The sequence below is a fragment of the Nocardia aurantia genome (genome assembly GCF_009604425.1).
GTDB lineage: Bacteria > Actinomycetota > Actinomycetes > Mycobacteriales > Mycobacteriaceae > Nocardia > Nocardia aurantia.
In genome coordinates this window covers 354,433-380,462 of sequence record NZ_WEGI01000007.1, presented here as the reverse complement: position 1 = coordinate 380,462, position 26,030 = coordinate 354,433, and the positions used below count along the sequence as shown (strand labels likewise).

General features: G+C 69.3%; 24 protein-coding genes. 14 read left to right on the top strand and 10 right to left on the bottom strand.

Annotated features, from left to right (window positions below):
- Positions 1-329: 329 nt before the first annotated feature.
- On the bottom strand, positions 330-1,100 hold the full coding sequence (locus NRB56_RS18065; RefSeq protein ID WP_153343633.1) for a siderophore-interacting protein: 771 nt from the start codon (positions 1,098-1,100) through the stop codon (positions 330-332).
- 123 nt (positions 1,101-1,223) lie between these two features.
- Here NRB56_RS18065 and NRB56_RS18060 point away from each other — a divergent pair, with 123 nt between their 5' ends.
- The 6 genes from NRB56_RS18060 (at position 1,224) to NRB56_RS40170 (ending at position 7,416) form a co-directional block, all read left to right on the top strand.
- Positions 1,224-1,760 carry a DUF1990 family protein gene (locus NRB56_RS18060; protein ID WP_153343631.1) on the top strand — a complete coding sequence of 179 codons (537 nt, stop codon included), beginning with the start codon at positions 1,224-1,226 and terminating at the stop codon, positions 1,758-1,760.
- A gap of 61 nt (positions 1,761-1,821) precedes the next feature.
- Positions 1,822-2,190 carry a DUF1579 domain-containing protein gene (locus NRB56_RS39080; RefSeq protein ID WP_227837897.1) on the top strand — a complete coding sequence of 123 codons (369 nt, stop codon included), beginning with the start codon at positions 1,822-1,824 and terminating at the stop codon, positions 2,188-2,190.
- Entirely contained in the window at positions 2,187-2,357 is a 171-nt protein-coding gene (locus NRB56_RS39075; protein ID WP_227837895.1) for a hypothetical protein, read from the top strand. The genes NRB56_RS39080 and NRB56_RS39075 overlap by 4 nt, the downstream gene beginning before the upstream one ends.
- A gap of 222 nt (positions 2,358-2,579) precedes the next feature.
- Positions 2,580-3,959 carry a hypothetical protein gene (locus NRB56_RS18050; RefSeq protein ID WP_153343629.1) on the top strand — a complete coding sequence of 460 codons (1,380 nt, stop codon included), beginning with the start codon at positions 2,580-2,582 and terminating at the stop codon, positions 3,957-3,959.
- A 354-nt stretch (positions 3,960-4,313) separates the two neighbouring features.
- Positions 4,314-4,829, top strand: coding sequence for a pentapeptide repeat-containing protein (locus tag NRB56_RS40505; RefSeq protein ID WP_153343850.1), 516 nt, complete (start codon positions 4,314-4,316; stop codon positions 4,827-4,829).
- A 121-nt stretch (positions 4,830-4,950) separates the two neighbouring features.
- Entirely contained in the window at positions 4,951-7,416 is a 2,466-nt protein-coding gene (locus NRB56_RS40170; RefSeq protein ID WP_319943142.1) for an Hsp70 family protein, read from the top strand.
- A 5-nt stretch (positions 7,417-7,421) separates the two neighbouring features.
- Here NRB56_RS40170 and NRB56_RS18030 read toward each other — a convergent pair whose 3' ends face one another.
- From NRB56_RS18030 to NRB56_RS18015, 4 genes are all read right to left on the bottom strand, one after another.
- A complete protein-coding gene (locus tag NRB56_RS18030) occupies positions 7,422-8,345 on the bottom strand; it encodes a tyrosine recombinase XerC (protein ID WP_153343627.1) in 924 nt (307 codons plus the stop codon).
- Between the two features lie 531 nt (positions 8,346-8,876).
- Positions 8,877-10,025, bottom strand: coding sequence for a DNA-processing protein DprA (gene dprA, locus NRB56_RS18025; protein ID WP_153343625.1), 1,149 nt, complete (start codon positions 10,023-10,025; stop codon positions 8,877-8,879).
- A complete protein-coding gene (locus NRB56_RS18020; protein WP_153343623.1) occupies positions 10,022-11,530 on the bottom strand; it encodes a YifB family Mg chelatase-like AAA ATPase in 1,509 nt (502 codons plus the stop codon). The genes dprA and NRB56_RS18020 overlap by 4 nt, the downstream gene beginning before the upstream one ends.
- Positions 11,530-11,886, bottom strand: coding sequence for a YraN family protein (locus NRB56_RS18015; RefSeq protein WP_319943141.1), 357 nt, complete (start codon positions 11,884-11,886; stop codon positions 11,530-11,532). Before NRB56_RS18015 ends, NRB56_RS18020 begins: the two co-directional genes overlap by 1 nt.
- A gap of 292 nt (positions 11,887-12,178) precedes the next feature.
- Here NRB56_RS18015 and rpsB point away from each other — a divergent pair, with 292 nt between their 5' ends.
- A complete protein-coding gene (rpsB, locus tag NRB56_RS18010) occupies positions 12,179-13,087 on the top strand; it encodes a 30S ribosomal protein S2 (RefSeq protein WP_153343621.1) in 909 nt (302 codons plus the stop codon).
- Positions 13,088-13,193: 106 nt separating this feature from the next.
- Positions 13,194-14,018 carry a translation elongation factor Ts gene (gene tsf, locus NRB56_RS18005; RefSeq protein ID WP_153343619.1) on the top strand — a complete coding sequence of 275 codons (825 nt, stop codon included), beginning with the start codon at positions 13,194-13,196 and terminating at the stop codon, positions 14,016-14,018.
- Between the two features lie 75 nt (positions 14,019-14,093).
- Here tsf and NRB56_RS18000 read toward each other — a convergent pair whose 3' ends face one another.
- Entirely contained in the window at positions 14,094-16,214 is a 2,121-nt protein-coding gene (locus NRB56_RS18000; RefSeq protein ID WP_153343617.1) for an ArnT family glycosyltransferase, read from the bottom strand.
- Between the two features lie 190 nt (positions 16,215-16,404).
- Between NRB56_RS18000 and pyrH the strand changes: the two genes are divergently transcribed.
- The 3 genes from pyrH to NRB56_RS17985 all read left to right on the top strand — a co-directional run bounded on the left by pyrH (position 16,405) and on the right by NRB56_RS17985 (position 18,759).
- Positions 16,405-17,133 carry a UMP kinase gene (gene pyrH, locus NRB56_RS17995; protein ID WP_153343616.1) on the top strand — a complete coding sequence of 243 codons (729 nt, stop codon included), beginning with the start codon at positions 16,405-16,407 and terminating at the stop codon, positions 17,131-17,133.
- 89 nt (positions 17,134-17,222) lie between these two features.
- Positions 17,223-17,780, top strand: coding sequence for a ribosome recycling factor (gene frr / locus NRB56_RS17990; protein WP_319943140.1), 558 nt, complete (start codon positions 17,223-17,225; stop codon positions 17,778-17,780).
- Positions 17,781-17,907: 127 nt separating this feature from the next.
- Positions 17,908-18,759 carry a phosphatidate cytidylyltransferase gene (locus NRB56_RS17985; RefSeq protein WP_319943177.1) on the top strand — a complete coding sequence of 284 codons (852 nt, stop codon included), beginning with the start codon at positions 17,908-17,910 and terminating at the stop codon, positions 18,757-18,759.
- Positions 18,760-18,780: 21 nt separating this feature from the next.
- Here the strand turns inward: NRB56_RS17985 and NRB56_RS17980 are convergent, their stop codons facing one another.
- Both NRB56_RS17980 and NRB56_RS17975 read right to left on the bottom strand, forming a co-directional pair.
- Positions 18,781-19,182, bottom strand: coding sequence for a LapA family protein (locus NRB56_RS17980; RefSeq protein ID WP_153343611.1), 402 nt, complete (start codon positions 19,180-19,182; stop codon positions 18,781-18,783).
- A 77-nt stretch (positions 19,183-19,259) separates the two neighbouring features.
- Positions 19,260-20,159: an alpha/beta fold hydrolase gene (locus NRB56_RS17975; RefSeq protein WP_153343609.1), complete on the bottom strand. Its 900-nt coding sequence runs from the start codon at positions 20,157-20,159 to the stop codon at positions 19,260-19,262.
- 81 nt (positions 20,160-20,240) lie between these two features.
- Between NRB56_RS17975 and rlmN the strand changes: the two genes are divergently transcribed.
- Positions 20,241-21,350: a 23S rRNA (adenine(2503)-C(2))-methyltransferase RlmN gene (gene rlmN / locus NRB56_RS17970; RefSeq protein WP_153343607.1), complete on the top strand. Its 1,110-nt coding sequence runs from the start codon at positions 20,241-20,243 to the stop codon at positions 21,348-21,350.
- A 42-nt stretch (positions 21,351-21,392) separates the two neighbouring features.
- On the opposite strand, the gene NRB56_RS17965 is transcribed toward rlmN, so the two are convergent.
- Entirely contained in the window at positions 21,393-22,499 is a 1,107-nt protein-coding gene (locus NRB56_RS17965; protein WP_153343605.1) for a carboxylate-amine ligase, read from the bottom strand.
- A 259-nt stretch (positions 22,500-22,758) separates the two neighbouring features.
- On the opposite strand from NRB56_RS17965, the gene NRB56_RS17960 reads away from it, so the two are divergent.
- Positions 22,759-24,342: an ATP-binding protein gene (locus tag NRB56_RS17960; protein WP_194290897.1), complete on the top strand. Its 1,584-nt coding sequence runs from the start codon at positions 22,759-22,761 to the stop codon at positions 24,340-24,342.
- 37 nt (positions 24,343-24,379) lie between these two features.
- Here NRB56_RS17960 and NRB56_RS17955 read toward each other — a convergent pair whose 3' ends face one another.
- Positions 24,380-25,537 (bottom strand): phosphatidylserine decarboxylase, encoded by a 1,158-nt coding sequence (locus NRB56_RS17955; RefSeq protein ID WP_153343602.1) that lies wholly within the window; start codon positions 25,535-25,537, stop codon positions 24,380-24,382.
- A gap of 135 nt (positions 25,538-25,672) precedes the next feature.
- On the opposite strand from NRB56_RS17955, the gene NRB56_RS17950 reads away from it, so the two are divergent.
- On the top strand, positions 25,673-26,020 hold the full coding sequence (locus NRB56_RS17950) for a hypothetical protein (protein WP_153343600.1): 348 nt from the start codon (positions 25,673-25,675) through the stop codon (positions 26,018-26,020).
- The last annotated feature ends 10 nt before the right edge of the window (positions 26,021-26,030 follow it).

Below are 26,030 nucleotides of genomic sequence, written 5' to 3'. Positions count from 1 at the left end.
CCTCGCCCACGGTCCGCACCCCATCCCGCGTTCCCGTCGCGGATCCGGCGCCGCCCGCAGAGGTCGGCAGCGGTGTTGTTCTCGACCGGCCGTCCGCGCGGGCCGGCGGCACCGTCCTGAACGGGTCGGCGAAGTGGTCCGACGGCATCACGAAATATGTTGCCGTAGTGAGGAGTTCGACCGAAGGTTCTGCTCGGCGGGAAGCGAGGGCGGGCCCGGGCGATGCGCCCGGACCCGGCGGGTGGTGCGGCGCAGGGTCACGCTCTCGGCGGCACACCTACCCGGTGAGCGGCATGTTCGGCGATATCGCCGGAACCCTGCACCGCCGGTCAGGAGCGACCGCCGACCGGCTCGCCCTCTTGATCGGAGAGTTCCCGCTTCCAGGTGCGGAAGCCTTCCTCGGTGCGGCCGAGGCGCCAGTATCCGGAGACCGACGCCCAATCGGCGGGGACGCCGCGTTCCTTGCGGATGTAGGGGCGCAGGGTGTGCATCACGGCCTGGGCCTCGCCGTGGATGAAGACCTGCACCCGGCCGTCGGGCCAGGGCTCGGCGCGCACGGCCGCCACCAGGTTCTCGCCCGGGGCCGCGTCGCCACGATGCACCCAGGTCAAGGTGACGCCGGCGGGCCGGTCGACATCGAGTTCGTCGGCGGCCGAGCCCACCTCGACGAACACCCGGCCGCGGGCGTCGGCGGGCAGGGCGGCGCAGGCGGCGGCGATCGCCGGCAGTGCCGAATCGTCACCGGCGAGCAGGTGCCAATCGGCCTCCGGCCGGGGTGCGTACGCACCGCCGGGGCCGAACATGGTCAGCGGGTCGCCCGGCTGCGCGGCGGCCGCCCAGGGGCCCGCGACGCCCTCGTCGCCGTGGTACACGAAGTCGATGGCGATCTCCCGGGCCGCGGGATCGATCGAGCGCACGGTGTAGGTGCGGACGGTATCGCCGTCGGGGCCGGGGAACTGCAATTTGACGTAGGCGTCGGTGAAGCCGCTCGGCTGGAAGGTGTCGAACGCGGGTCCGCCGAGATGGACGCGGATCAGGTGATCGGTCAGTCGTTGCGTGCGCTGCACGATGAAGTTGTGCGGGACACGGGGTCGGGGCATGTGGGTACCTCCATAATTAGGTTTACCTAAAAGACCGTAGCATAGAATATCGCCGATAGCTCGGCGTAATTCTGTGATGCGGATCGTGTGCCGCGCACGCCGCCGTTTCGCCAGGATGGAGGCATGTCCAGGTCGCCGGAAGAGCCCCCGTTCACCTACGCCGAGGTCGGCGCCACCCGCGGTGAGTTCCCGCCGGGGTACCACCGGTTCCACGTCCGCCGCCGGCTCGGCAGTGGTCGCGAGCTGTTCGAACAGGTCGCGACGGAGATCCTCACATACCGGATGCAGCGCGGCACAGGCATTTTCGAGTCGGCCGACACACCCGTCGCCGCCCCGGGCACCCTGCTGACCGTGCGGCTCGGAATCGGCCCGCTCGCCCTCGTCGCCCCCTGCCGCGTCGTCTACGTGCTCGACGAACCCGACCGCCGGGGCTTCGCCTACGGCACCCTGCCCGGCCATCCCGAGGTCGGGGAGGAACTGTTCGCGGTCGAATACGATCCCGCCGACGATGCCGTGTACGGCGTTGTGTCGGCCTTCTCCCGTCCGGGTGCCTGGTACATCCGCCTGGGAGGGCCGGTCGCACGATTGGTTCAGCGCTGGATGGCGGAGCGGTACCTCGCCGCTGTCCGTCCTCCGGGCCGCGAATCGCCGGCGCGATGAATTCGGCTGGGCCACACCGTCCACCCTGTGACGACAACAGCCGAATCGGGAGGTGTGTGGCATGACGGCGCGAGAGGATCCGCCGCCGGCCGATCTGTCGCGGTCGGAGGTGGAGTCCGAAGACGGTCCGCACGATATTCCCGCCATCCGGAACGTGGTGCTGGACCGCCTCGACGCGCTGGTGGGTCGATGGCGGGTGGCGGCGACCTTCCCGGCGGGTTTCTTCGCCCCGGACGCGCCGCCGGTCACCCGGGGCGGCGGTGTCACGACCTTCGAATGGATCGACGGACGGCATTTCCTGCTGCAACGATTCGCGACCGCCGCCGATTCCGGTGCCCCGAGCGGCATCGCCGTCATCGGCCTCGGCCCGGACGGCCCGTTCCGCCAGCAGTACTACGACTCCGCGGTGTCTCGCGCGTCTACCACATGAACGTCGAGGACGGCGTGTGGCGACTGTGGCGCACGGAACCCGGCTTCTCACAACGCTTCACGGGATATCTCGCCGACTGCAGCCGGATCGCGGGACTGTGGGAACGATCGGCCGACGGCGAGCGCTGGGAACTCGACTTCGAACTCGCCTACCACCGCGAATCCTGAACGCGGGCAACATCCGATGCCCCTGGGGAAGCCTCGGGTAGGGGAGATTCCGCCTGCTCGACATCCGTACAGCCGTGCGAGAATTCGTGCCGATCGGCCGAGCGTTTTCCCCTCTGCGCTCGTATAGTGACGATCAGCCCGCCTGGTGAGGGGGCTGTTCGTGCCGTTCCCACGACGGTCCGGGCGAAGGATGCGGGACGGGGGTGGCGCGAGGTGGTTGACGTGACCGCGGCGCGTCTGCGTGAGCTCGCGGGCCCGGACCCGTACCGGGACAACGCATTCCGTCTCGTGAATGTCGCCACCGACGCCGACCGCCGGACCTTGCGGGATCGCCGCCGAGTCGTGCTGGCGGCCCTGGCCGCCGGTGCCGACACCGACCTCGACCACACGCTCCACGTCGATACCGACCGCGCCCGAACCGCTTTCGATCTTCTGCTCGGCGACCCGCGGCGCCGGATCGCCGACGAGGTGCTGTGGATGTGGGGCACTCCGCCGGGCCGCTGCGGCTGCGATTCGGACGCGCACGCCGCGCACGACGCCGCGATCTCCGCGCATCGCTTCGCGCTGGCGGAGACCGAAACACCCGGCGCGAGTACCACAGTGCACTGGCGCGAGGCGGCCAGATCCTGGGAAGCGGCGATCCGCAGCGACGGTTTCGCCGGTCACATCCGGAGCCGGGTGACCGAGCTGGACGACCCGCGGCTGAGCGAATCGGTCCTGACCGTACTGTCCGACGAACTTCCCCTCGTTCTGGTCGGACCGCTGCTGGCACTGGCGGAGTCCCGTCCGGAACTGCAACAGGACCTCTACGACGTGATCCGCGAGTGGCCGATGCCCGACGCGGTCCGGGAGCGGTTGCTGGAGCAACTCGCGACCCCCCTCCGCGAAGGCGCGATCGCCGCTCTGGACGCGGCCTACGGGATGTTCGAACTCGGGGATTTCCGGACCGCCGCCCAGCGCGTCGACAAGTCGATCGCCCCCGCCACCCGGGAACTGGAAGCGCTGCTCCCGGCTGCCCGCCACCCGCGGACCGCCGTCGTTCGAGACCGCGCTGCCACACTGCTGGGCAAATGCGCACACCGTCTGGTCTCGCGCTCCCCGCACCCGAAACAGATCGCGGGTCTGCCCCAACGACGAGCCAATCTCGACCAGGCCGCCGACTGGCTGCGCATCGCCCTGGAACTCGTCGTCGCCCCAGAGTCCACGGAGAAGCTGCGCACCCAATTGACCGGTGTCGAAAGCGAACTGGCCGACACCACCCGCGCCCTCGACCGGCTCACCATGCCGACCCATCCACTGCCGCTGACACCGGACCCGGCGCGACTCCCCGCAACCCTCCCACCGGTCGGCCGGCAACGCACGCCCGTCGCGACTGCCCGCCGCATGCCCAGCCTGACCGACCTACGGCCACCCGTCCGCCCCAGCCTGCTCATCGTCGGAGTGACCGTGATCCTCGGCTTCTCGATCCTGCTACTGGCCCGCTGCTCCACCCCGCAGCCCGACCACAACTCACTACGCACCCCCGTCGGATCGGTCACCCGAGCCCCCATCCCCCCGACGACCACCGGCTACCGCATCACACCCCCCGGCCGGGCCTCATGAACCTGCTGCCCCGCGCCCGAGCCGTCCTACGCGCCGCCACCCTCGCCGCCTTGGCCCCGCTGGACCCACCCGCTCCGGCGACGGCGCCCGAGGCGGCGACAGCGCCCGAGGCGGCGACAGCGCCCGAGGCGACGACAGCGCCCGAGGCGACGACAGCGCCCGAGGCGACGACAGCGCCCGAGGCGACGACAGCGCCCGAGGCGACGACAGCGCCCGAGGCGACGACAGCGCCCGAGGCGACGACAGCGCCCGAGGCGACGACAGCGCCCGAGGCGACGACAGCGCCCGAGGCGACGACAGCGCCCGAGGCGACGACAGCGCCCGAGGCGACGACAGCATCCGCGCAGAGCGCGGATGCGTCGTCGGGCGAAGCTGTGTCGGGCGAAGCTGTGTCGGGCGAAGCTGTGTCGGGCGAAGCTGTGTCGGGCGAAGCTGTGTCGGGCGAAGCTGTGTCGGGCGAAGCTGTGTCGGGCGAAGCTGTGTCGGGCGAAGCTGTGTCGGGCGAAGCTGTGTCGGGCGAAGCTGTGTCGGGCGAAGCTGTGTCGGGCGAAAAGGGCTCGGTGGCAACGGGTTCGGGTCCGCTCGGAGTGGGGGAGTTGGCGGGGGGCGGGAGTTCGGCTGGGGAGCGGGTTCACGAGCGGGCGCTGGCGGAGGCCGCGACGAATCTCTGGCGGGCCGAGCGGAAGCTGCGGGCGGCGGAGCAGTCGAATACGGTGCGACAGGTCGGGCGTTACCTCGCGCGGTCCCGGAATGCGTTCGCGGAGGCCGCGCTCGAGATCCAGGACTACGACGGTGAACGTTTCCATCCCGGCCGTGACCTCGAAGTGCTGGACTACCAGGAAGACCCGGACATCGGTGCGGAAACCGTGATCTCGACCGTGCGGCCTACGATCTATTTCCGCGACAGGCATATTCAGCGAGGACAGGTGATCGTCGGTATCCCGCCGGGCGACCGGACCGGCGGGGCCGAACCGGAGGGAGGCCGGAATTCGTGAGCGACACCATCGACGTCGGAATTGATCTGGGCACCACCAACAGTGCGGTGGCCGTCGCCGCCGGTGGCCGGGTCACAGTCGTCAAGAACAACGACAACGCCGACACCACACCGTCGGCGGTCTGGCTGCCACGGGCGGACACGGTCTATGTCGGCCAGCGCGCTCGGAAGCGCGCCGAGACCGATCCGGACAACACCGCGACCGAGTTCAAGCAGTTGATGGGTTACGAGGGCACGGCCATGCGGTTCGTCCGCGCCGAGGTCGAACTCAACCCGGAGCAACTCTCGGCCGAGGTGCTGAAGTCGTTGCGGCACAACGTCGCGAGCGCACTGGGGGAACCACCGGACGCGGCCGTGATCACCGTGCCCGCCGCGTTCGCGCTGAATCAGCGCAACGCCACGCTGCGGGCGGCGGAACTGGCCGGCCTCGGCAGTGCCTGTCCGCTGGTCCAGGAGCCGGTCGCGGCGGCGTTCGCGTTCGGGTTGCGGGAGCAGGCGGGCCGGGGGCGCTGGCTCGTGTTCGACTTCGGCGGTGGCACATTCGACGCCGCGGTCCTGTACCGGGACGACGAAGAGTTGCAGGTGTTGCATCATGCCGGTGATCGGAGCCTGGGGGGCAAGCTGATCGACTGGGCGCTCGTCGACCGGGTGCTGGCGCCGGCCGTCGCGCAGGAGCTGGGACTGAAGGACTTCACCCGGTCCGTCCGGCGCTGGCGCGGCAACTTCGCCCGGCTGAAGGCGGCCGCCGAGCAGGCGAAAATCGACCTCTCCCAGAACGAATCGGCGGAACTCATCATCGAGTTGGTGGTGGACGGGCAGGAGGAGACCTTCGAGGTCACCCTGCCGCGCGAGGCACTCGACGTCGTCGCCGAGCCGTTCTATGTGCGCGCGATCGAACTGGCCCGGTCGGCGCTGACGGAAGCCGATCTGCAGACAGAGCATCTCGACCGGGTGTTGCTGGTCGGTGGTACGACGCTGGCCCCCGGCCTGCGGGAACGGCTGGCGGATCCGGTGATCGGGCTCGGTGCGCCACTGGATTTCAGCGCCGATCCGACCACCGTGGTCGCCTACGGCGCCGCGCTGTTCGCGAGCACCGTCCGGCGCCCGCGCCGCGCCGCACCCGCCTTGCGGCCCGGTGGTTTCGCGCTGGAGATGACCCACGAGCCGACCGTGACCGTCACCGATCCGGTGGTGGCCGGCCGCGTGCACGGCGATCCGGCCGGCTCCTGGACGAAATACGCGGTGGAACTGAGTAATCCGGATGCGCGGCCGCCGTTCCGCTCGGCACGCATCGCGCTGAACGCCAAGGGCGCCTTCACCTGTGAGGTCGACATCGACGCGCGGCAGACCTCGCGATTCCGGGTCGCGCTGTTCGACGGTACGGGCACCGAATGCGCCCTGGAGCCGGGCACTTTCACCATCACCCATCGCTTCGGCCCGGAGTTCGAAGGCATCCGCCTGGCCGATTCGCTGGGCGTGCAGCATGCCGACGGCGGATTCTCGGTGGTCGTGCGCAAGGGGGTGACGCTGCCCGCGCTCGGTCACCGGACCTTCAAGACCTCCGGTGCGCTGCGCCGCACGGAACTGGATGCGGTGCTGCGTATTCCGGTCGCGGAGGGGGAGCGCAGCCGGGGCGAGCGCAACCGGCTGGTCGGCATGCTGGAGGTCCGGTCGGCCGACATCACCGTCGATCTGCCGATGGGCAGCGATGTCGAGGTCACCTTCGAGATAGATGTCTCCGGCATGGTGTCGGTGGTCGCCGATGTACCCGCCGTGGACATCCAGACGGACGCGGTGATCAATCTCGACGGGGTGGCGCCCCCGACGCCGCCGCAACTGCGGGAGCAACTGCGGGAGATCGAGCAGCGGTTGTATCTGCTGCGCAACTCCGCGCATCTGGCGCCGCAGGCCCAGCAACTGCTGCTGACCTTCGACCGCCAGGGCACGCTGACCACCGCCCACGAGCAGGTCGCCGCCTCCGACGCGAGCCCCGACGCGGCGGTCGCCGCCGAGGACCGGCTGCGTGACGCGCACGCCGAACTGGACGATGTCGCCGACGCGCTGGCGGTGCCCGAACTGGTTCGCGACCTCGATGAGCGGCTCGGTTACGTCGAGATGCGGGTCCATCAGATCGGCACCGAACGGGACCGGCACCGGCTCACCGACCTGCGGGCCCGCGCCGAGGACGCCATCGAGACGCGAAACTCCAAGGCGCTGCGCAAACAACTCGACGAGGCCTCGGAATATCACGTCGATCTGGTCCGCCGCTCGCCGGATTTTCCGGTGGTGCTCTTCCACAGCCTGGAGGACGCGCTGCGCTCGACTCCGGAGGCGGCGAGCCTGCTGCGGGAGGGCGGTCGCATCATCGCGGCCGGGGAACATTGGCAACTGACCCTGATCAACCACCGGTTGCTGTTGCTGCTGCCCCCGAATCTGCGCGATCCGGCGATCGGCATTCTCTGATCGGCTCAGGCGCGCGGGTGCGCCTGATCGTGCACCTTCTTCAGCCGCTCGATGGACACATGGGTGTAGAGCTGGGTGGTGGCGAGACTGGCGTGCCCGAGCACCTCCTGCACGATCCGCAGGTCGGCGCCGCCCTCCAGCAGATGTGTGGCGGCCGTGTGCCGCAGCCCGTGCGGTCCCATGTCGGGCGCCCCCGGTATCGCGGCCACCACCTCGTGCACGACGGTCCGGGCCTGACGCTGATCGAGCCGCCCGCCGCGCCGCCCCAGCAGCACCGCCGGCCCGGATCGCGCGGTGGCGAGAGCGGGCCGTCCGTGCCGCAGCCAGGCGGTCAGCGCCTCCTCCGCCGGCACCCCGAACGGCACCATCCGCTGTTTGCCCCCCTTGCCCAGCACTCGCACCAGCCGCCGCTCCCGATCGATGTCGTCGAGATCGAGACCGCACAGCTCGCTGACCCGGATTCCCGTCGCGTACAACAGCTCCACGATCAGCCGATCCCGCAACGCCATCGGATCCTGCTGCGCCGCACCGGATTCCGCGGCGGCCATGGCTTCCCTCGCCTGCTCGTGCCCGAGTACCGCCGGGAGGGCCCGATGCGGCCTCGCCGCCGCCAGCCGCGGCCCCGGGTCCACCGCCAGCCGCCCGGTGCGATGCAGCCACGCGGTGAACGTGCGCGCCGACGACGCCCGCCGCGCCATCGTGGCCCGCGCCGAGCCGCGCTTCGACAACACCGCCAGCCACGACCGCAACCCCGCCAGGTCGATGTCCGCGACCTCGAATTCGCCACGCTCCGAACCCAATTGCGTCAGCAGCGACCGAGCGTCCCCCAGATAGGCACGCACCGTGTGCTCCGACCGATTGCGGCCGAGTCGCAAGTGCTGCCCGTACTCCGCGAGCATCGCCTCCGACTCCGCGGGCAACTCTTCCATCCGACCACCGTCCCCGGTCCGGACCGCCCCCGCAAGTCTCCGCGCCGCGATCCGGGCGTGCCCCGATCGACGACCCCCGGCGCGCTTGTCGAAGACCGCGTGCGACGGCGACGTCCGTGGGCCACGGCCCTGTGCGGGACTCCCCGCCGCAATCTGGGTGTGCCCCGTTCGATGACCCTCGGCCCGCTTGTCGAAGACCGCGCGCGACGGCGATATCCGTGGGCCACGGCCCTGTGCGGGACTCCCCGCCGCGATCCGGGCGTGCCCTGTTCGATGACCCCCCGGGCGCTTGTCGAAGACCGCGTGCGACGGCGATTTCCGTGGTCGCCGGCCGTGTGCGGGACTCCCCGCCGATCGCCCGGATCGGGGCGTCGACGTTCGGCGTCGCGCGGCGCTGCGTGGTGTACGGCGGCCGGTTCGGCAGCGGTGTGCCGGTGCGGGCGAACGGTTTCCAGTTCTGCCGGAATTCGTTCGTCCGGCAGAGCAACTCGACATTCGGACCGTGCGGGCTGGTGTCGTTCGGTGCTCGTTTCATCGGGCGGACCTTCCGGTGCGGGTGAGACGGAACCAGCCGGAGGCGTCGGAGCCCACGAGGCCCGCCATCTCGAGGGCCGGCAGGGCGGCTCGGACCGCGGACAACGGCAGGCCCGACAGCTCGGCCAGGTCGTCCGGTACGCGGGAACCGATCTGGGGGAGCGCGGCATAGACCAGACCCTCGTCACCGTCGGGTGTCCGGTCGTCGGCGACGACCCGGTCGGGTACGGACAGGCGGAGCGGCCCGGCCTCGTCGAGGACCTCCTCCGCGCGGGTGACGAGCATCGCCTCGCCGTCGCGGATCATGCGGTGGCAGCCCACGGAGGCCGCGGAGGTGACGGGGCCCGGTACCGCCAGAGCCGGACGGCCCAGTCGGCGTGCCCATTTCACGGTGTTGCGCGCGCCGCTGCGTGATCCGGCCTCCACCACCAGCACGGCGTCGGACAGGGCGGCGATCAGGCGGTTGCGGGCGAGGAAATGGTGTTTGTGCGCGGTGGTGCCGGGCGGGTATTCGCTGATCACCAGCCCGGTCTCGGCGATCTCGGCGAGCAGGCGTTCGTGCTGGGCCGGATACGGGCGGTCGATTCCGCAACCGAGGACGGCGACGGTGGTGCCGCCGGCGGCGAGGGCCGCCCGGTGCGCGGTGCCGTCGATCCCGAAGGCCGCGCCGGACACGATGGTCCAGCCCTGGCCGGCCAGGTCGCCCACGATCTCCGCCGCCACCTGTTCGCCGTAGCCGGTGCTGCAGCGGGCGCCCACCACGGCGAGCGCCTGTTCGGTGGAATCCGGCAGCGACAGCGGGCCGCGCACCCACAGCACCAGCGGCACGACGGCGCTCTGGTCCCGGGCGGCGTCCAGTTGCCCCAGCGCCAGCATCCGCCAGCTCGGCCACTCGACATCGTCCGGGGTCAGCACCCGGCCGCCAAGCCGGGCGATGGTCTCCAGATCTCGTTCCGCGCAATCGATTCCGCGGCGAAGCTCGGTCGGTCCCCGCAACGACTCCGGCAGGTCGCACTCCCGCACCGCGCGGGCGGCCTCCGTCACGCCGATCCGGTCGATGAGCGCGGACAGTGCCGGACACGGGCCCGTCACCACCCGGGACAGGTACATCCAGGCCGTTCGCCGCGCATCGGCATCCTCGGTCATGCCGCGCCCCGTTGCCGGAAGTTCAACGCCTGCAACACATCCTGAACGACCGGGATCTCCCCGCCGCGCAGGTCGCACATGGTCCAGGCGACCCGGATCGCCCGGTCGGCGCCGCGGGCCGACATCCGGCCGTGCCGCAGCGCGTTCTCGACCGGCGCGAGCGATTCGCGGGGCAGCCGGAACCGTTGGCGCAGCACATGTCCTGGCACCTCGGCGTTGGTGGACCAGCCGTACTCGCGCCAGCGTGCCACCGCCGCGGTGCGCGCGGACGCGACCCGCGCCCGGACCACCTCGCTGCTCTCGGCCTCCTGCGCGGCGAACGCCCCGGCGGCCTGACCGTACATCTGCACCCAGATGTCGATCCGGTCCATCAGGGGCCCGGACAGTTTGCCGAGATACCGGCGCCGCGCGAGCGGGGCGCAGATGCAGTCGACGTCGCGGGCCGGCGCGCACGGACACGGATTCGCGGCCAGAATGAGCTGGAAACGCGCGGGGTATCGGGCCACGCCGTCACGGCGTGCGATGCGAATCTCGCCCTCCTCCAACGGGGTTCGCAGCGCCTCCAGTACCTTGGTGCTGATCTCCGCGCACTCGTCGAGGAACAGCACCCCGCGATGCGCCCGGCTGACCGCCCCCGGTCGCGCCGAACCGGTGCCGCCGCCGACCATCGCGCTGACCGAGGTCGAATGGTGCGGGGCGACGAACGGCGGGACGGTGATCAGCGGATGCTCGCCGGAGAGCGTCCCGGCCACCGAATGGATCGCGGTGACCTCCAGCGACTCCGTCTCCGTCAGCGGCGGAAGCAGGCTCGGCAGGCGCTGTGCCAGCATGGTTTTGCCGATGCCGGGTGGTCCGGTCAGCAGCAGGTGGTGGCCGCCGGCCGCGGCCACCTCGAGTGCCCAGCGCGCCTCGTTCTGGCCGACCACCTCGCTGAGATCGCCGCCGGGCCGGTCGGCCGGCGGCAGCACCGACCCGGGCCGGTGCAGTTCGCCGTCGCCGCGCAGCCAGTCGATCAGCTCGCGCAGCGTGGCCGCGCCGAGGATCGTGATGCCGTCGACCAGGCCCGCCTCCATCAGCACGCATTCCGGGACCACGACGGTGGACCGGCCGGCCTTCCGGGCGGTGAGCACCGCGGGGAGGATGCCCCGCACTCGCCGTACCCGGCCGTCGAGCGCCAGCTCACCGAGCAACACGGTCCCCGAAAGCCGTTGCGCCGGGACCGAACCGCCGGCATCGAGGACCGCCGCGGCCAGGGCCAGGTCGTACACGCTGCCGACCTTCGGCAGCGTCGCCGGGGACAACGCGAGGATGACCCGGCCGTCGGGCCACTTCTCGCCGGAATTCGCCACCGCCGCGCGTACGCGGTCGCGCGACTCCTGCAGCGTGGTGTCCGGGAGACCGACGAGGTGCACCGAGGGCAGACCCTGCCCCACATCGGCCTCGATCTCGACCAGCTGGCCGTCCACCCCGGTGACCGCGACCGAGTGGGCCCGGCCCAGCGCCATCAGAACACCGCCCGCAGATGGTCGACGGTCGGCTCACCGCGCGGTGGTACGAGGACGGAGACCACATCGAACCGGATCCGCAGCCACGGTCCGTCCTGTTCGTTGAGCCACAGCAGTGCCAGCCTGCGGATGCGTTGCTGTTTGCTGAACGTGACCGCCTCCGCGGGCACCCCGAAGCCGAGCCCCGTGCGGGTCTTCACCTCCACGAAGGCGGTGACCTCCGCGTCCCGCGCGATCAGATCCAGCTCGCCGTAGCGGCAGCGCCAGTTGCGCGCGATGATCTCCATCCCGGCCTCGCGCAGAAAACGCGCCGCCAGCTCTTCTCCGTGTGCGCCGAGCGCCAGATTGTGTGCCACCCGCCCAGGCTGCGCGCCGGGCCGTCGGACGCCGATCCGCCGACCTGGGCCGACAGTTACCCTGTGGAGAGTCGCCGGCTTGTGGACAACCCGCTCCGACCACCCCGTTTATGCCGTCGTACCGGGTCTGCGTACACTGGTCCCGCGGTCCGCTCGGCGGGCCGACTTCGCGCGTCCGGCGCACAAGTGCCGCCGGCTGGTCCCGTTACCGCGGGTCCGGCGGCCGCGGACGCCAGGGCAGAGGTCGCAACGATCCCTGCAACAACCGGCAACGAAAGGCGGGAACGCAGCAATGGCTGTCGTGACCATGAAGCAGCTGCTCGACAGCGGCGCACACTTCGGGCACCAGACTCGTCGGTGGAACCCGAAGATGAAGCGGTTCATCATCACCGACCGCAACGGCATCTACATCATCGACCTGCAGCAGACGCTGACCTACATCGACAAGGCGTACGAGTTCGTCAAGGAGACCGTCGCCCACGGTGGGACCGTGCTGTTCGTCGGCACCAAGAAGCAGGCGCAGGAGTCCATCGCCGCCGAGGCGACCCGCGTCGGCATGCCCTACGTGAACCAGCGCTGGCTGGGCGGCATGCTCACCAACTTCTCGACCGTGCACAAGCGGCTGCAGCGCCTGAAGGAACTCGAGGCGATGGAGCAGACCGGTGGCTTCGAGGGCCGCACCAAGAAGGAAATCCTCATGCTCACGCGTGAGAAGACCAAGCTGGAGCGCACCCTCGGCGGCATCCGCGACATGCAGAAGGTGCCCTCGGCCATCTGGGTCGTCGACACCAACAAGGAGCACATCGCCGTCGGCGAGGCTCGCAAGCTGAACATCCCGGTCATCGCGATCCTGGATACCAACTGCGACCCCGACCTGGTCGATTACCCGATCCCGGGCAACGACGACGCGATCCGCTCGGCCGCGCTGCTGACCAAGGTCGTCGCTTCCGCGGTCGCCGAGGGTGTGCAGGCCCGTGCCGCGCGCGCCTCCGGCGATGCCAAGCCGGAAGCCGGCGCCGGTGAGCCGCTCGCGGAGTGGGAGCAGGAGCTGCTGGCTCAGGCCACCCCGGCCACCGAGTCCGCTGAGGCCGCTCCGGCCGGCGAGGCCCCGGCTACCGAGGCTCCGGCTGCCGAAGCCCCGGTCACCGAGGCTGCTCCGGCCGCCGAGACCGCCGAAGCGTCGGCCCCGGCCGCCGAGTAAGCGGCAGTCGCCACCGCGACTTTGTTCACCGTGCCGGCCCTTCCTGTTAGGAAGTGGTCGGCATGGTGTTGTCGAAGACCCGAAACCTACAAGGAGGCTCGCCAGGATGGCGAACTACACCGCCGCCGATGTGAAGCGGCTCCGTGAGCTGACCGGCTCCGGCATGATGGACTGCAAGAAGGCGCTGGAAGAGAGCGACGGCGATTTCGAGAAGGCCGTCGAGGTGCTCCGCATCAAGGGCGCCAAGGACGTGGGCAAGCGCGCCGAGCGCGCCACCGCCGAGGGCCTGGTCGCCGCGCAGAACGGCGTGATGATCGAGCTCAACTCCGAGACCGACTTCGTCGCGAAGAACGACGAGTTCCAGAACGTCGCCGGCGATATCGTCGACGCCGCTTCCAAGGTCCACCCGACCGACCTCGAGGCGCTGAAGGCCGTCGACGTCAACGGCAAGACCGCCGACCAGGTCGTGCAGGAGCTGGCCGCGAAGATCGGCGAGAAGCTGGAGCTGCGCCGCGTCGTCTCGTTCGACGGCCCGGTCGCGACCTACCTGCACAAGCGTTCCTCGGACCTGCCGCCGGCCGTCGGCGTGCTGGTCGAGTACCAGGGCTCCGGCGACGCGGCCGGTGAGGCCGCTCGCGCCGCCGCCATGCAGATCGCCGCGCTGAAGGCCAAGTACGTGACGCGCGACGAGGTGCCCGCCGACGTGGTCGCGAAGGAGCGCAGCATCGCCGAGGCGACCGCCCGCGAGGAGGGCAAGCCGGAGGGCGCGCTGCCGAAGATCGTCGAGGGCCGCGTCAACGGCTTCTACAAGGACGTCGTCCTGCTGGAGCAGTCGTCGGTCACCGACAGCAAGAAGACCGTGAAGCAGCTGCTGGACGAGGCCGGTGTCACCGTGACCCGCTTCGCCCGGTTCGAGGTCGGCCAGGCCTGATCGGCCCGCTCGGTCGCGAAAGCCGAAAGCCCCCGGCGCAGCGAATTTCGTTGCGCCGGGGGCTTTTTCGTGGAGCTAACCGGTATAGCCGGACAGGTTGTAGACCGTCGCCGCGCCGACCTGCTGCGGGGTGAACGTGGCTGTCACCCAGTCGCTGATGTCGGTGTGCTGGTTGCGGCCGAAGCCGCCGCTGTTGTTGCCGCTTCCGGCATTACGGTTGGCGCCGTTGCCATTTCCGTCGTTGCCCGCGGTGGTGTTGCCTGCCCCGCCGTTACCTGCCCTGTCCCGGCCGGTGGTGGCATTGTCGCCCGCGCTCCGGGTGTCCGCAGCGCTATCGTTCCCGCCGCGTGCGCCTTGGCCGGAGACGACGTAATACGTCACTTTCCCGGCCTTCACATCGGCCTGGAATTCGGCCAGCGTCGGCGTCGGATCGCTTCCGGAGAAGCCGCCGATCGCCATCACGGACTTGTCGCTCTCGATCTCCAGGGCCGCCGCCGCGGAGGATCCGTTGATCGCCGACGCCCAGGTGGAGGTTGTCGCGCTCAACAGTGCCGACAGCTGCGGATTCGACTGTGCCTGACCGAATCCGCCGCGACCGTCCGCCCGGGCCGGGCCCACGGTCGGCCCGCCGCCGGAATGCGCGGTACCGACGGTGGCCAGCGAATAGGCCGCCGGACCCGCGAGACTGCCGATCAGGCCGAGGGTGAGCGCCGCACCCGCGATCCGGCGGCTGCCACCCCGATCCCAGGGCATCGCCACCAGCGCGGCGGCGAACAGCGCGACCACCAGGATCACCCACCGCAACTCCGGATACCACCCCGAATTGCGGTGCAGCAGAACGAAACTCCACACGCCCGTGACCGCGATCAGCCCGGCGAGACCCAGCCGGCCGAACACCGTGTGCCGGTGGACCCACATCTCGTGGATCCCGATCGCGAACATGCCGGCGACCGCGGGCGCGATGGACAGCGTGTAGTACGGATGCGCCAGATTCTTCATATAGCTGAGTACGAGACCGTCGATGACGACCCACCCGCCGAACACGATCGCCCCCGCCCGCACCAGATCGGTACGCGGTGCGCGACGCCGGGCGACCAGCACCAGCACCAGGGCCAGCAGCGCCGCGGGCAGCAGCCACCCGATCTCGAAGCCGAACTCACCGGAGAACAGCCGTTCCACACCGCGGACCTGGTTACCGCCGAAGCCGCCGCCACCGCGCCCGGCCGGCGCGGGTACCGCCGTCGCGGCGGGTCCGGCGGGTCCGGGTACCGCCGTCGCCGCGTTTCCGCCGGAACTGGGCACGGGCGGCGTGGCGCCACGTCCGCCACCACCACGATTGCGGCCCAGGATCCGCGCGAACCCGTTGTACCCGAGCACCAGATTCATGAAGTTGTTGTCGGTCGATCCCGCGAGGTAGGGCCGACTCGACGCCGGCCACACCAGCGTCAGCGCCACGTACCACCCCGCGGACACCAGCATCGCGACCAGCGCGGCGAGCAGTTGCAGGAGCCGGGTGCGGATCGGAGTGGGTGCGGCGATCAGATAGGCCAGCCCCAGCGCGGGCAGCACCATCACCCCCTCCAGCATCTTCGCCAGGAACGCGAAGCCCAGCGCCACACCGGCGAGCGCGAGCCACAACGTCGAGGCCCGTTGCAGCGCCCGCACGGTCGCGTAGGCGCCGGCTGTCATCAGCAGCACCATCGCGGCGTCGGGATTGTTGAACCGGAACATCAACGCGGCGACCGGGATCAGCGCCAGCGCGGCCCCCGCGAGCAGACCGGTGTAGTGGCTGCCGGTGACCCGCCGGATGGCGCCGTAGAGCAGCGCCACCGCGGCCACCGCCATCAGCGCCTGCGGTATCAGCATGGACGCGCTGGAGAAGCCGAAGATCCGGCCGGACAATCCCATCACCCACTGCGACACCGGGGGCTTGTCGACGGTGATGAAATTTCCGGCGTCGAGCGAACCGAACAGCAGGGCCTCCCAGTTCCGGGATCCGGCCCAGGCGGCGCCGGCGTAGAACTGGTTGCCCATCCCGTCGACGGTGATGTTCCAGAGGTACATCACCGCCGTCGCGATCAGCAGAGCGGCGAGGCCGGCGCGTTCGGCGGCGAGCTTGCTCCGGCCGGGAGCGCGGGGGGCCGCGAGTCGCGGCGGCACCGTGGAGGTGTCGAGTGAGGCGATCACGATGTCCATTCACTCTCTCGCAGCGGTGAGATCCCTGTGAGCGACCGGTGAGCTTGCACCGGGTCGGCAGTTGTGGGCCGATTCACGCTTCCGTGCCCGCGTAGGGCAGGATAGGTGGAGCTTTGCCGCCGTCCAGGGCCCGCGCGATATCGGATGGTGTATTCGCGCGTATGCATCCCTGCTGAGGAGAAGGAGACCGATGTCCGAGCCGGAGCCGGCCCGTAAGGGCTATCGCCGAGTACTCCTCAAACTGGGTGGCGAAATGTTCGGTGGTGGCACGGTGGGTCTCGATCCGGACGTCGTGCAGACGGTCGCCGAGCAGATCGCCGAGGTCGTCTCCGGCGGCGTGCAGGTCGCCGTCGTGATCGGCGGCGGCAACTTCTTCCGCGGCGCCGAGTTGGAGGAGCGCGGCATGGAACGCGCTCGCTCCGACTACATGGGCATGCTCGGCACGGTGATGAACAGCCTTGCGCTGCAAGACTTTCTGCAGCAGCAGGGCGTCGACACCCGGGTGCAGACGGCCATCACCATGGGCCAGGTCGCGGAGCCGTACATCCCGCTGCGGGCCAAACGGCATCTGGAGAAGGGCCGGGTGGTGATCTTCGGTGCGGGCATGGGTATGCCGTACTTCTCCACCGACACCACCGCCGCGCAGCGGGCCCTGGAGATCGGCGCCGAGGTCGTGCTGATGGCGAAGGCGGTCGACGGCGTCTACACCGACGATCCGAAGCTCAATCCGAATGCGGAGATGTTTTCCGAGGTCACTCACAAAGAGGTCATCGAGCGCGGCTTGAAGGTCGCGGATGCCACCGCGTTCAGTCTCTGTATGGACAACCAGATGCCGATGCTGGTGTTCAATCTCTTGACGAAGGGCAATATCGCCCGCGCGGTGGCCGGTGAGAAGATCGGCACACTGGTTCGGTCCTGAGTCCGTGCCGGGCTCGCCCGGGAATCGTGCGCCGGGCGCGCCCGATACCCGGGATCGACAAGACGACGAACGCTGTGGAGGAAACGGCCGTGATTGAAGAAGCACTCTTCGACGCCGAGGAGAAGATGGAGAAGGCTGTCTCGGTGGCGAAGGACGACCTCGGTGCCATCCGGACCGGTCGCGCTAATCCGGGCATGTTCTCCAGGGTCGTCGTCGATTACTACGGGTCCCCGACGCCGGTCACGCAGATGTCCAGCATCACGGTGCCGGAGCCGCGGATGGTCATCATCAAGCCGTACGAGCAGGGCCAGTTGCGCGCGATCGAGACCGCCATTCGCAATTCGGACCTCGGCGTCAACCCCACCAACGACGGTCAGATCATCCGCGTGCTGATCCCGCAGCTGACCGAGGAGCGGCGCCGCGAACTGGTGAAGCAGGCCAAGGGCAAGGGCGAGGACGCGAAGATCGCCATCCGCAACGTCCGCCGCAAGGCGATGGACGAACTCGGTCGCATCCAGAAGGACGGCGAGGCCGGCGAGGACGAGGTCGGCCGCGCCGAGAAGGAACTGGACAAGACCACCGCCAAGTACGTCACGAGTATCGACGAACTGGTCAAGCACAAGGAATCTGAACTGCTCGAGGTCTGACCGGTAATACCGGTCGACCGGGGGGATTGCGGGACGAAATGGACGACAGGTGAGCGACGGGACAATCGTGGCCGATGAAGCCGCGGCCGGTCAGCCGGCAGCCGAGACGACCGGAGACGACACCGTAGTGGACGCGACCGCCGCGCCCTCCGGGCAGCCGACCAGGCGCGCCGGCCGCAACTTACCGGCCGCACTGCTGGTCGGCATGACATTGGGCCTGTCGCTGATCGCGATCCTGCTGTGGGCGCCCCGGGTGCTAGTCGGCGTGATCGCGGTCGCGATCGCCGTCGCCACCTGGGAGGTCGCGAAGCGGCTGCGCGAGGCCGACGTGCTGGTGCCGCGCATTCCGCTGCTGGTCGGCGGTCAGGCGATCGTCTGGCTGGCCTGGCCGTACGGCACCACGGGCGTGGCCGGGGCGTTCGGGGCGACGGCACTGGCGTGCATGGCCTGGCGACTGTTCGACCACGGCCTGGCCGCGACCCCGCGAAACTTCTTGCGCGACACCGCGATCACGGTGTTCGTCGTGTCCTGGATCCCGCTGCTGGCGTCGTTCGCGGTGCTGTTGCTGTCCGAGCCGCGCGGCAACCTGCGAGTGCTGACGTTCATGATCCTCGTGGTGTGCTCCGACGTCGGCGGCTACGCGGCGGGTGTGCTGTTCGGCCGGCACCCGATGGTCCCGGCGATCAGCCCGAAGAAATCCTGGGAGGGTTTCGGCGGTTCGCTGGTGTTCTGCGTGATCGGCGGCCTGCTCACCGTGACATTGCTGCTGCAGGCCAACTCCTGGGTGGGCGTGGTGCTGGGTGTGGGCTTGGTCTTCGTCGCCACCTGCGGTGACCTGATCGAATCGCAGATCAAGCGGGAACTCGGCATCAAGGACATGGGCACGCTGCTGCCCGGCCACGGCGGCATCATGGACCGGCTCGATTCGATGCTGCCGTCGGCGTTCGTGGCCTGGCTGGTGTTCACCGCGCTGCTCTGAGCAGTCCACCGCGACGCGCGGTCAGCCCTTCTTCACCACCCGGCGCAACTGCAGGATGCGCCATCCGCCGACGAGCGCCATCAGCAGGGCCCCGGCGATGCCGGACAGCAGGATCGTGACACCGAGCGGCAGCGTCAGGGTCCAGAAGAACAACGAGATGCGAGTCTTGTCCGAATTCTGCAGGATGAAGATCAACAGCAGCACACCGAGCACGGCGGCGGCCACCAGGGCAGTCCAGGTGTAACCCGCTTTCGTGGCGAGATTCGGGGTGGCCGGTGCGGGTTCGGGCGCTACCGGAAATGTCTCCGGTGCGGTGGGCTGCGACGTCGCCGGGGTTGCCGGGGCGGTGTCGCGAACGGAATCGGCGGGTGCGTCGGCCGGGACCCGGTCCGGTCCCGGCGCGGGTACGGCGTTGCTGGTCATATCCGACGATTTACCGCTGGCGACGGTTCCATGCATGCGGCGGCCCACCGATCCGCCGGCCGGTGGGCCGCCGTATGTCACGCGGTGCGGAAATCGCTGATCAACGCCGCCAGCTCGACCGGCCGATCACCCTGGACCGAATGCCCGGCCTCCTCGACCACGATCACCCGGGCGGTGGGCTGCCGCCGCAGCAACTCGGCCACATCACCGTCGTCGACAACCGGTGACCGGCCGCCCCGCACCAGCAGCAGCGGCGCCCGCACCGCCGACACGTCCTCCCACAACGGCCCGAAATCCATCGAACCGTCGGCGGTGGGCCGTAGCCGGTCGTAACGCCACACCCAGCGCCCGTCCGCGCGCGGCCGCGCGTTGTGCAGCACCCCGCGCCGCAGCGACCGCACCGAGCGCCCGGGATTGTGCGCCACGGTCCGCTCCAGGATCTCGTCGAAGGAGGCGAAGTCGGCGGGCCCACCGACGAACGCCGCTATGGCCGCGGTCTTACCCGGATGGTCCCCGGTGCCCGGCGTCACGTCCACCACGATCAGCCGGCGCACCAGTTCCGGATGCCGTGCCGCCAGTAGGAACGAGGTCAGACCACCCAGCGACATACCGACGACCGCCTCGGCCCGCGGCGCCTCGGCCGCGATGACGACCGCCACCGCCTCCGCCAGGAGTTCCGGTGTGTAGAGGTGGTCGTCCCACCAATCGGAGTGCCCGTGCCCCGGCAGATCGAGCGCGAGCAGCGGCCGGTTCAGCGCCAGCGCGACGGTGTCCCAGGTGTGCGCGTTCTGCGCGCCGCCGTGCAGGAAGACCAGCTCCGGCTCCCCGTCACCCCAGCGCAGCCCGCTGACCCGCCGCCCGCCGCCGATATCCACCGAGATGCGCCGCACCCGCGGCGGCCCGGCCCACTCGAGCCCGGCCTCCTCCGCGTTCTCGGCGAACAACCCGAATTCGTCGTAGTCCGAATAGTCCGACATTCTCGCGAGTATGCGTGCTCCCGCCCGCCCGCGCATCCCGGTCGCCGCCGTAACCCGCCCGAGTGGGACACTGGAAAGGTTATGACCACCCCCCTGCCGCTCGTCTTCGATGCCCCGCGCCGTGGCATGCCCCCGAGGCATCTCGCCGACCTCGACTCCGACGAGCGACGCAAGGCCGTCGAAGAACTCGGCCTCCCCACATTCCGCGCCGACCAGATCGCCCGCCAGTACTACGGCCGCCTCCAATCCGATCCGGAGGCGATGACCGACCTGCCCGCCCCGATCCGCGCGAAAATCGGCGAATCCCTCTTCCCGCCCCTGCTGACCGAGGTCCGCCACGTGGTCTGCGACGCCGGCACCACCCGCAAGACCCTGTGGCGCGCCGGCGACGGCACCCTGCTCGAGTCGGTGCTGATGCGTTACCCCGACCGCAACACCCTCTGCATCTCCAGCCAGGCGGGCTGCGGCATGGCCTGCCCCTTCTGCGCCACCGGCCAAGGCGGCCTGAACCGCAACCTCTCCACCGCCGAGATCGTCGACCAGGTCCGCGCCGCCGCCGCGGCCCTGCGCGACGGCGACATCGCCGGCGGCCCGGGCCGCCTGTCCAACATCGTCTTCATGGGCATGGGTGAACCGCTCGCGAACTACAAGCGGGTGGTGAACGCGGTCCGCCGCATCACCTCTCCGGCCCCCGACGGCCTGGGCATCTCCCAGCGCAACGTGGTGGTCTCCACGGTCGGCCTGGCCCCCGCGATCCGCAAGCTCGCGGACGAGGGCCTGTCGGTGACTCTGGCTGTCTCCCTGCACACTCCGGACGACGAACTACGAGACACGTTGGTACCGGTCAACAATCGCTGGTCGGTGTCCGAAGTCCTGGATGCCGCAAGGTATTACGCGGACAGGACCGGTCGCCGGATTTCGATCGAGTATGCCCTCATCCGTGACATCAACGATCAGCCGTGGCGTGCGGACCTGTTGGGGCAGAAGTTGCACAAGGCGCTGGGTTCGCGGGTGCATGTGAACCTGATCCCGTTGAACCCGACTCCGGGTTCGAAGTGGGATGCCTCCCCGAAACCTGTTGAGCGGGAGTTTGTCCGGCGTGTGGAGGCTCAGGGCGTGCCGTGCACGGTCCGTGACACCCGTGGCCAGGAAATCGCCGCCGCCTGCGGACAATTGGCTGCCGAAGGCTGAACGAGAGTGCGATAGAAGATCCTGAGCCCTTGGTCAGCGTTGTCAAGGGCTTTGGAGGGTGGCGTGAGCGATTTCGTTGATGACGTCGGCGATGTCGTCGTGGGCGCGCAGGGCGGCCAGTTGTCTGCGCGCGCCGTTGCCGGTGCGGTCCAGGACGTCGAGGTATTCGGTGACGAAGTCGAGGTCCCCGGTTTCGCGTAGCGCGGTCTCGGTGTGGTCGATCAACGCGGTCAGCAACTCGCGGTGCGAGACCATCGCACCGCCGATCGGGTCCAGGCCCGGTCCGTCCAGGCCGGAGTGCGCGGCGTTCCAGTACGCGACCCGCAGCACTTCACCGGGTACCGCCGTCGCGGCGCGTCCGGACTCGATCGCTCGCAACCCCGTGGTCACCGTGGCGCGGACCAGGGCGGCCAGCACGGCGGATTCGGCCGAGGTGGCGGGGATGTCGCTGACCCGGATCTCCACGGTGGGAAACGATTCCGAGGCGCGGACGTCCCAGTACACCATCTGTTTGTCCAGGATGCTGCCCCCGGCGCGCATCATCGCCACGATCGACTCGTAGTCGGCCCGGGAGGCGAAGTACGGGGGCGGGCCGGCGCTGGGCCAGCGTCGCCACAGGATGCTGCGCCAGCTCGCGTACCCGGTCTCGCGGCCCTGGTAGATCGGAGAGTTGGCGGTCAACGCGAGCAGCACCGGCAGCCACGGGCGCACGTGATTGGACACCGTGATCGCGGCCTCGCGATCGGGGACCCCGACATGGACGTGGCAGCCGCACAGGCCTTGCTCGTGGGCGATCATCCCGTAGTGCTCGGCGATCTGCTGATAGCGAGGGGTGTCGGTGACCGGGAATCCCTGCGGCATGGTCGGCGGAACCGCGACCGCCAGCAGGCGCGCGCCCTGTTCGGCGGCGCAGTCCGCGACGGTGGTCCGCAACCGTTGCAGTTCGGTGTGCAGTTCGCGAATGTCGGTGTGCACGCCGGTGCTGGTCTCGACCTGGCAGCTGGTCAATTCCAGATCCACCTCGACCCCGGCGGCCTTCGCCGCCTCGGCGACTTCTCGGTTCTTCGGCGCCGGCGCACCGGTCACCGGGTCGGTGAGCAGGAACTCCTCCTCCACCCCGACCGTCACCGCACGAGCATTCCCGGCCATGCGTCCGCACCTCCGTCCAGCCTTCGCCGCCTGCCGACGATGTGGCGCGAACTACCCGTGCAGCCCGAAACCAAACAACGACCAGCCCTGGCACGCGGACATGCTGGGGCAGAAGCTGCACAGGCTCTCGGCTCCTGTGTCCACGTGAACCTGATCCCGTTGATTCGGGCGAGCATGACCCGAGCGGCTGTGCTCGAACCGTATCGGTGCCGGCAGCGCAGCTCGCCGACCGCTGAGTAGTGGCCGGTACGGTGAGGGAATGCGGACCTTCAACACGACGGGGCAGTGCGATCCGGAGCTGCATTACATGCTTCCGGCACAGGCACGGCTGCCGAAGGCCCGGGGATTGATCGAGCAGGGATTGTATTTCGTGGTTCACGCTCCTCGCCAGACCGGTAAGACGACCACATTGACCGCTCTGGCGGACGCGCTTTCCGCCGAGAACGAGCAGGTCGCCGTACTCGTGTCGTGCGAGACGGCTCAGGTAGCCGGCGACGATTATTCCGCTGCGGAGGACATCGTCCTGTATTCGATTCGGGAAGCGGTCCTGGATCGCGACTATCCGGAGTCGTGGTTGCCGCCGTCGGTGTGGCCGGATGCGCCGCCGGGCACCAAGATCAAGGCTGGTCTGCGCGCCTGGGCGCGGCAGTGTCCGGTTCCGATCGTGCTGTTGCTCGATGAGGTCGATGCAATGCACGGGCAGAGCATGATGACTCTGCTGCGACAATTGCGTGATGGTTTCCGGGTGCGGCCCAAGGGTTTTCCCGCTTCTGTGGTTTTGTCGGGTCTGCGTGACATTCGGGAGTACAAGGCAGCGTCCGGTGGGGACCCCGCACGGCTGGGCGGCGCGAGTCCATTCAATATCGCCGTGGATTCCATGCGGATCGGTGATTTCAGCGTGGACGATATTGCCGCACTCTACGGTCAGTACACTACGGACAGTGGGCAGCCGTTCACCGAGGATGCCCTTCAGCGCGTATTCGCCTATTCGGCCGGCCAGCCGTGGCTGGTCAATGCGATCGCGCGGCAGATCCTCGTCGAGATCGAGGTGCGGCCACCGGTTCCGATCACTGCCGACCACATCGATGAGGCGACGCGCCGTCTCATCGACGGGCGCGCCGTCCACTTGGATTCCGTGGTTGCGAAACTCGCCGAACCTCGGGTGCGGCGGATCGTCGAGCCGCTGATCGCGGGTCTGCTTCCCGAGGTCGATCCGTCGTACAACGACGATGTCGCATACGTGCGGGACCTGGGATTGATCGCTCGGGACAGTCCGGTCGCGGTGGCGAATCCGATCTATCGAGAGGTTCTCGCGCGAGTGCTGGCGCAGCCCGTCATGGATATGGTCACGGACAGCCCGCGTAGCTTCATCCTGTCCGATGGCCGGATCGACCTCGACAAGCTGCTGCGCGAATTCGTCGCGTTCTGGCGTGAAAAAGGCGCCATGATGGCGGTCGGCAGAGGCTACAACGAGGCGGGTGCGCAATTGGTGCTGCTCGGATACTTGTACCGGATCGTGAACGGCGGCGGTTTCGTCGACAGTGAATACGGTGTCGGCACGGGGCGCGTGGAAATTTTCCTCCGCAAGCCATACACGGGTACGGACGGAAAACGCGCCGTGCAGCGAGAGGCGATGGAATTGAAGGTCTGGTGGCCCGGCCGCGAGGACCCGGTCGACGAGGGCCTCGATCAGCTCGACTCCTACCTTGCCGGGGTGGGGCTGGAGACGGGAACGCTGGTGATCTTCGATCGCCGCCCCGGCGCTGCCCCGCTGTCCGAGCGTGGCGTCTTCACCGAAGAGGTCACTGCCGAGGGCCGCAAAGTGCAACTGCTGCGCATCTGATCGAAGCCGCGGTTCGCCCTTGCTGTCGGCCTCGCGCTCACGATCGGGTGTGGCCGTTGTGCCGGGAGAACAGGCCGCGTACCCGGTCCGCCTGGTCCAGGGTGCCGATCCGCTGGCCCTGGCGCAGTTGCAGGGCGGGGAACCGATCCGGTTCGAACAGCAGGATGGTCAGGGAGCCGCCGTAGCGGAACCAGCCGAGTTCCTCACCTTTCGCCACCGGCACCGGGAGCGGGCCGGTGAACTTGTCCCGGAACTGCACGGACGCAATCGAATTGAGGCCGACAGGCACCAGTCCCACGGTGATCGGCCGATTTCCACCGTACGGGTCCGGCGTCTCGATGATCACGTAGCCCCGGCGGAATCTATCGAAGTGCCGGTAGTCGAAGCGGTGGCCGCCGGATGGTTCCGGTGGATCGCGGTCGCTGTAATAGCAGCCGCCGATGTGGTCGGTCGCCGCGATCACCTCACCGGCGACCGGGGAATGGTAGCGGTGATAGGAATCGGGCAGCAGGATGCAGGACACCGCCGTACCGCCGAGGAAACGATCCGCGTAATCGGAGCCGCCGAGTAGTTGCCGCACATTCATGGTCGCCGATTTGACCGGGATCCGCGTGGTGTCGGTCAGGTCGTGCACGATCATGGACACGATGCCGTCGGCCGGTGCGACGACCACCCGCCCGTCCTCCGGCGCGTCGACCGGCCGTTTCCCGGGCCGGAGCCGGCGCACGAAGAAATCGTTGAACGTCGCGTACGGACCCGGCTCGTAGTCGTCCATATCCGGCAGCAATTCGGCCCAGGTGCCGGCGAGCTGCCGCCACCGGGCATTCGTCGCACAGCCCATCTGATGGGTGGCCTGGAGATTCGTGAAATCGGCGGTCATCCGCAAACCCAGGCCACAGGTGACGAAGACCGACCCGTATTCGTTGCGATAGGTCAGCCAGTTGAATTTACGGATGTAGTCGAGTGCGGTGGCCGGTCGCGGCAGCCAGTTGTACCAGTCCCGGAAGAATGCGCAGAGATCGCCGACGGTTCTGCCACGCCAGTCGTATCGCACCGGTTCGGGCGTGCCGTCCGGATTCGGCTGGGCCCCGGCGACGGCCGCGTCGAACAACGTCCGGAATCCCTGAACATCGTCGCGGTACCAGGTTTCGACGGTCGCGACGAAATCCTCGAGGGGTCTCTGATCCTGCGGCATCTCCCTGCTCCTCTCCGAGGCAGAGCACTGGCCGATCCGGCAGCATCGCCAGCGTATCGAGCCGCGTGTGGCTGGTCGCCGAACGACGCACCGGGTCACAGTCGTCCCGGACCGGGGGATCCGCGCCACCGGCCGGTGCGTGTCCATTGGGCCGAATTTCGGGAACGGGATCTCGCCGACTACTGCGCCGGTGACCGGCCGCAATGCGTCGTCACCGTCGCCGCAAATCCCGTTCCGGCGGAAGTGTTCCGGAACCTGGCGGAAAGTTTCGACCGGCATCAGATCATCGACTCGGGCACCGAGGCGTCCGCCGCGTTGCTGACGGCCACGGCCCGGATCGGAGAGCTCGCCAGAGCGGCGGGAGCGACCGTGAAGACGCTCGAGGACAATGCGTTCACCCATCGTCCGATAGACCTCACGCCGGCCGAGATCGCCGATACCCGCGAGGCCATCGCCGCCGCCGCGCTGCGATCACTTCCGTGAACGCCGGATT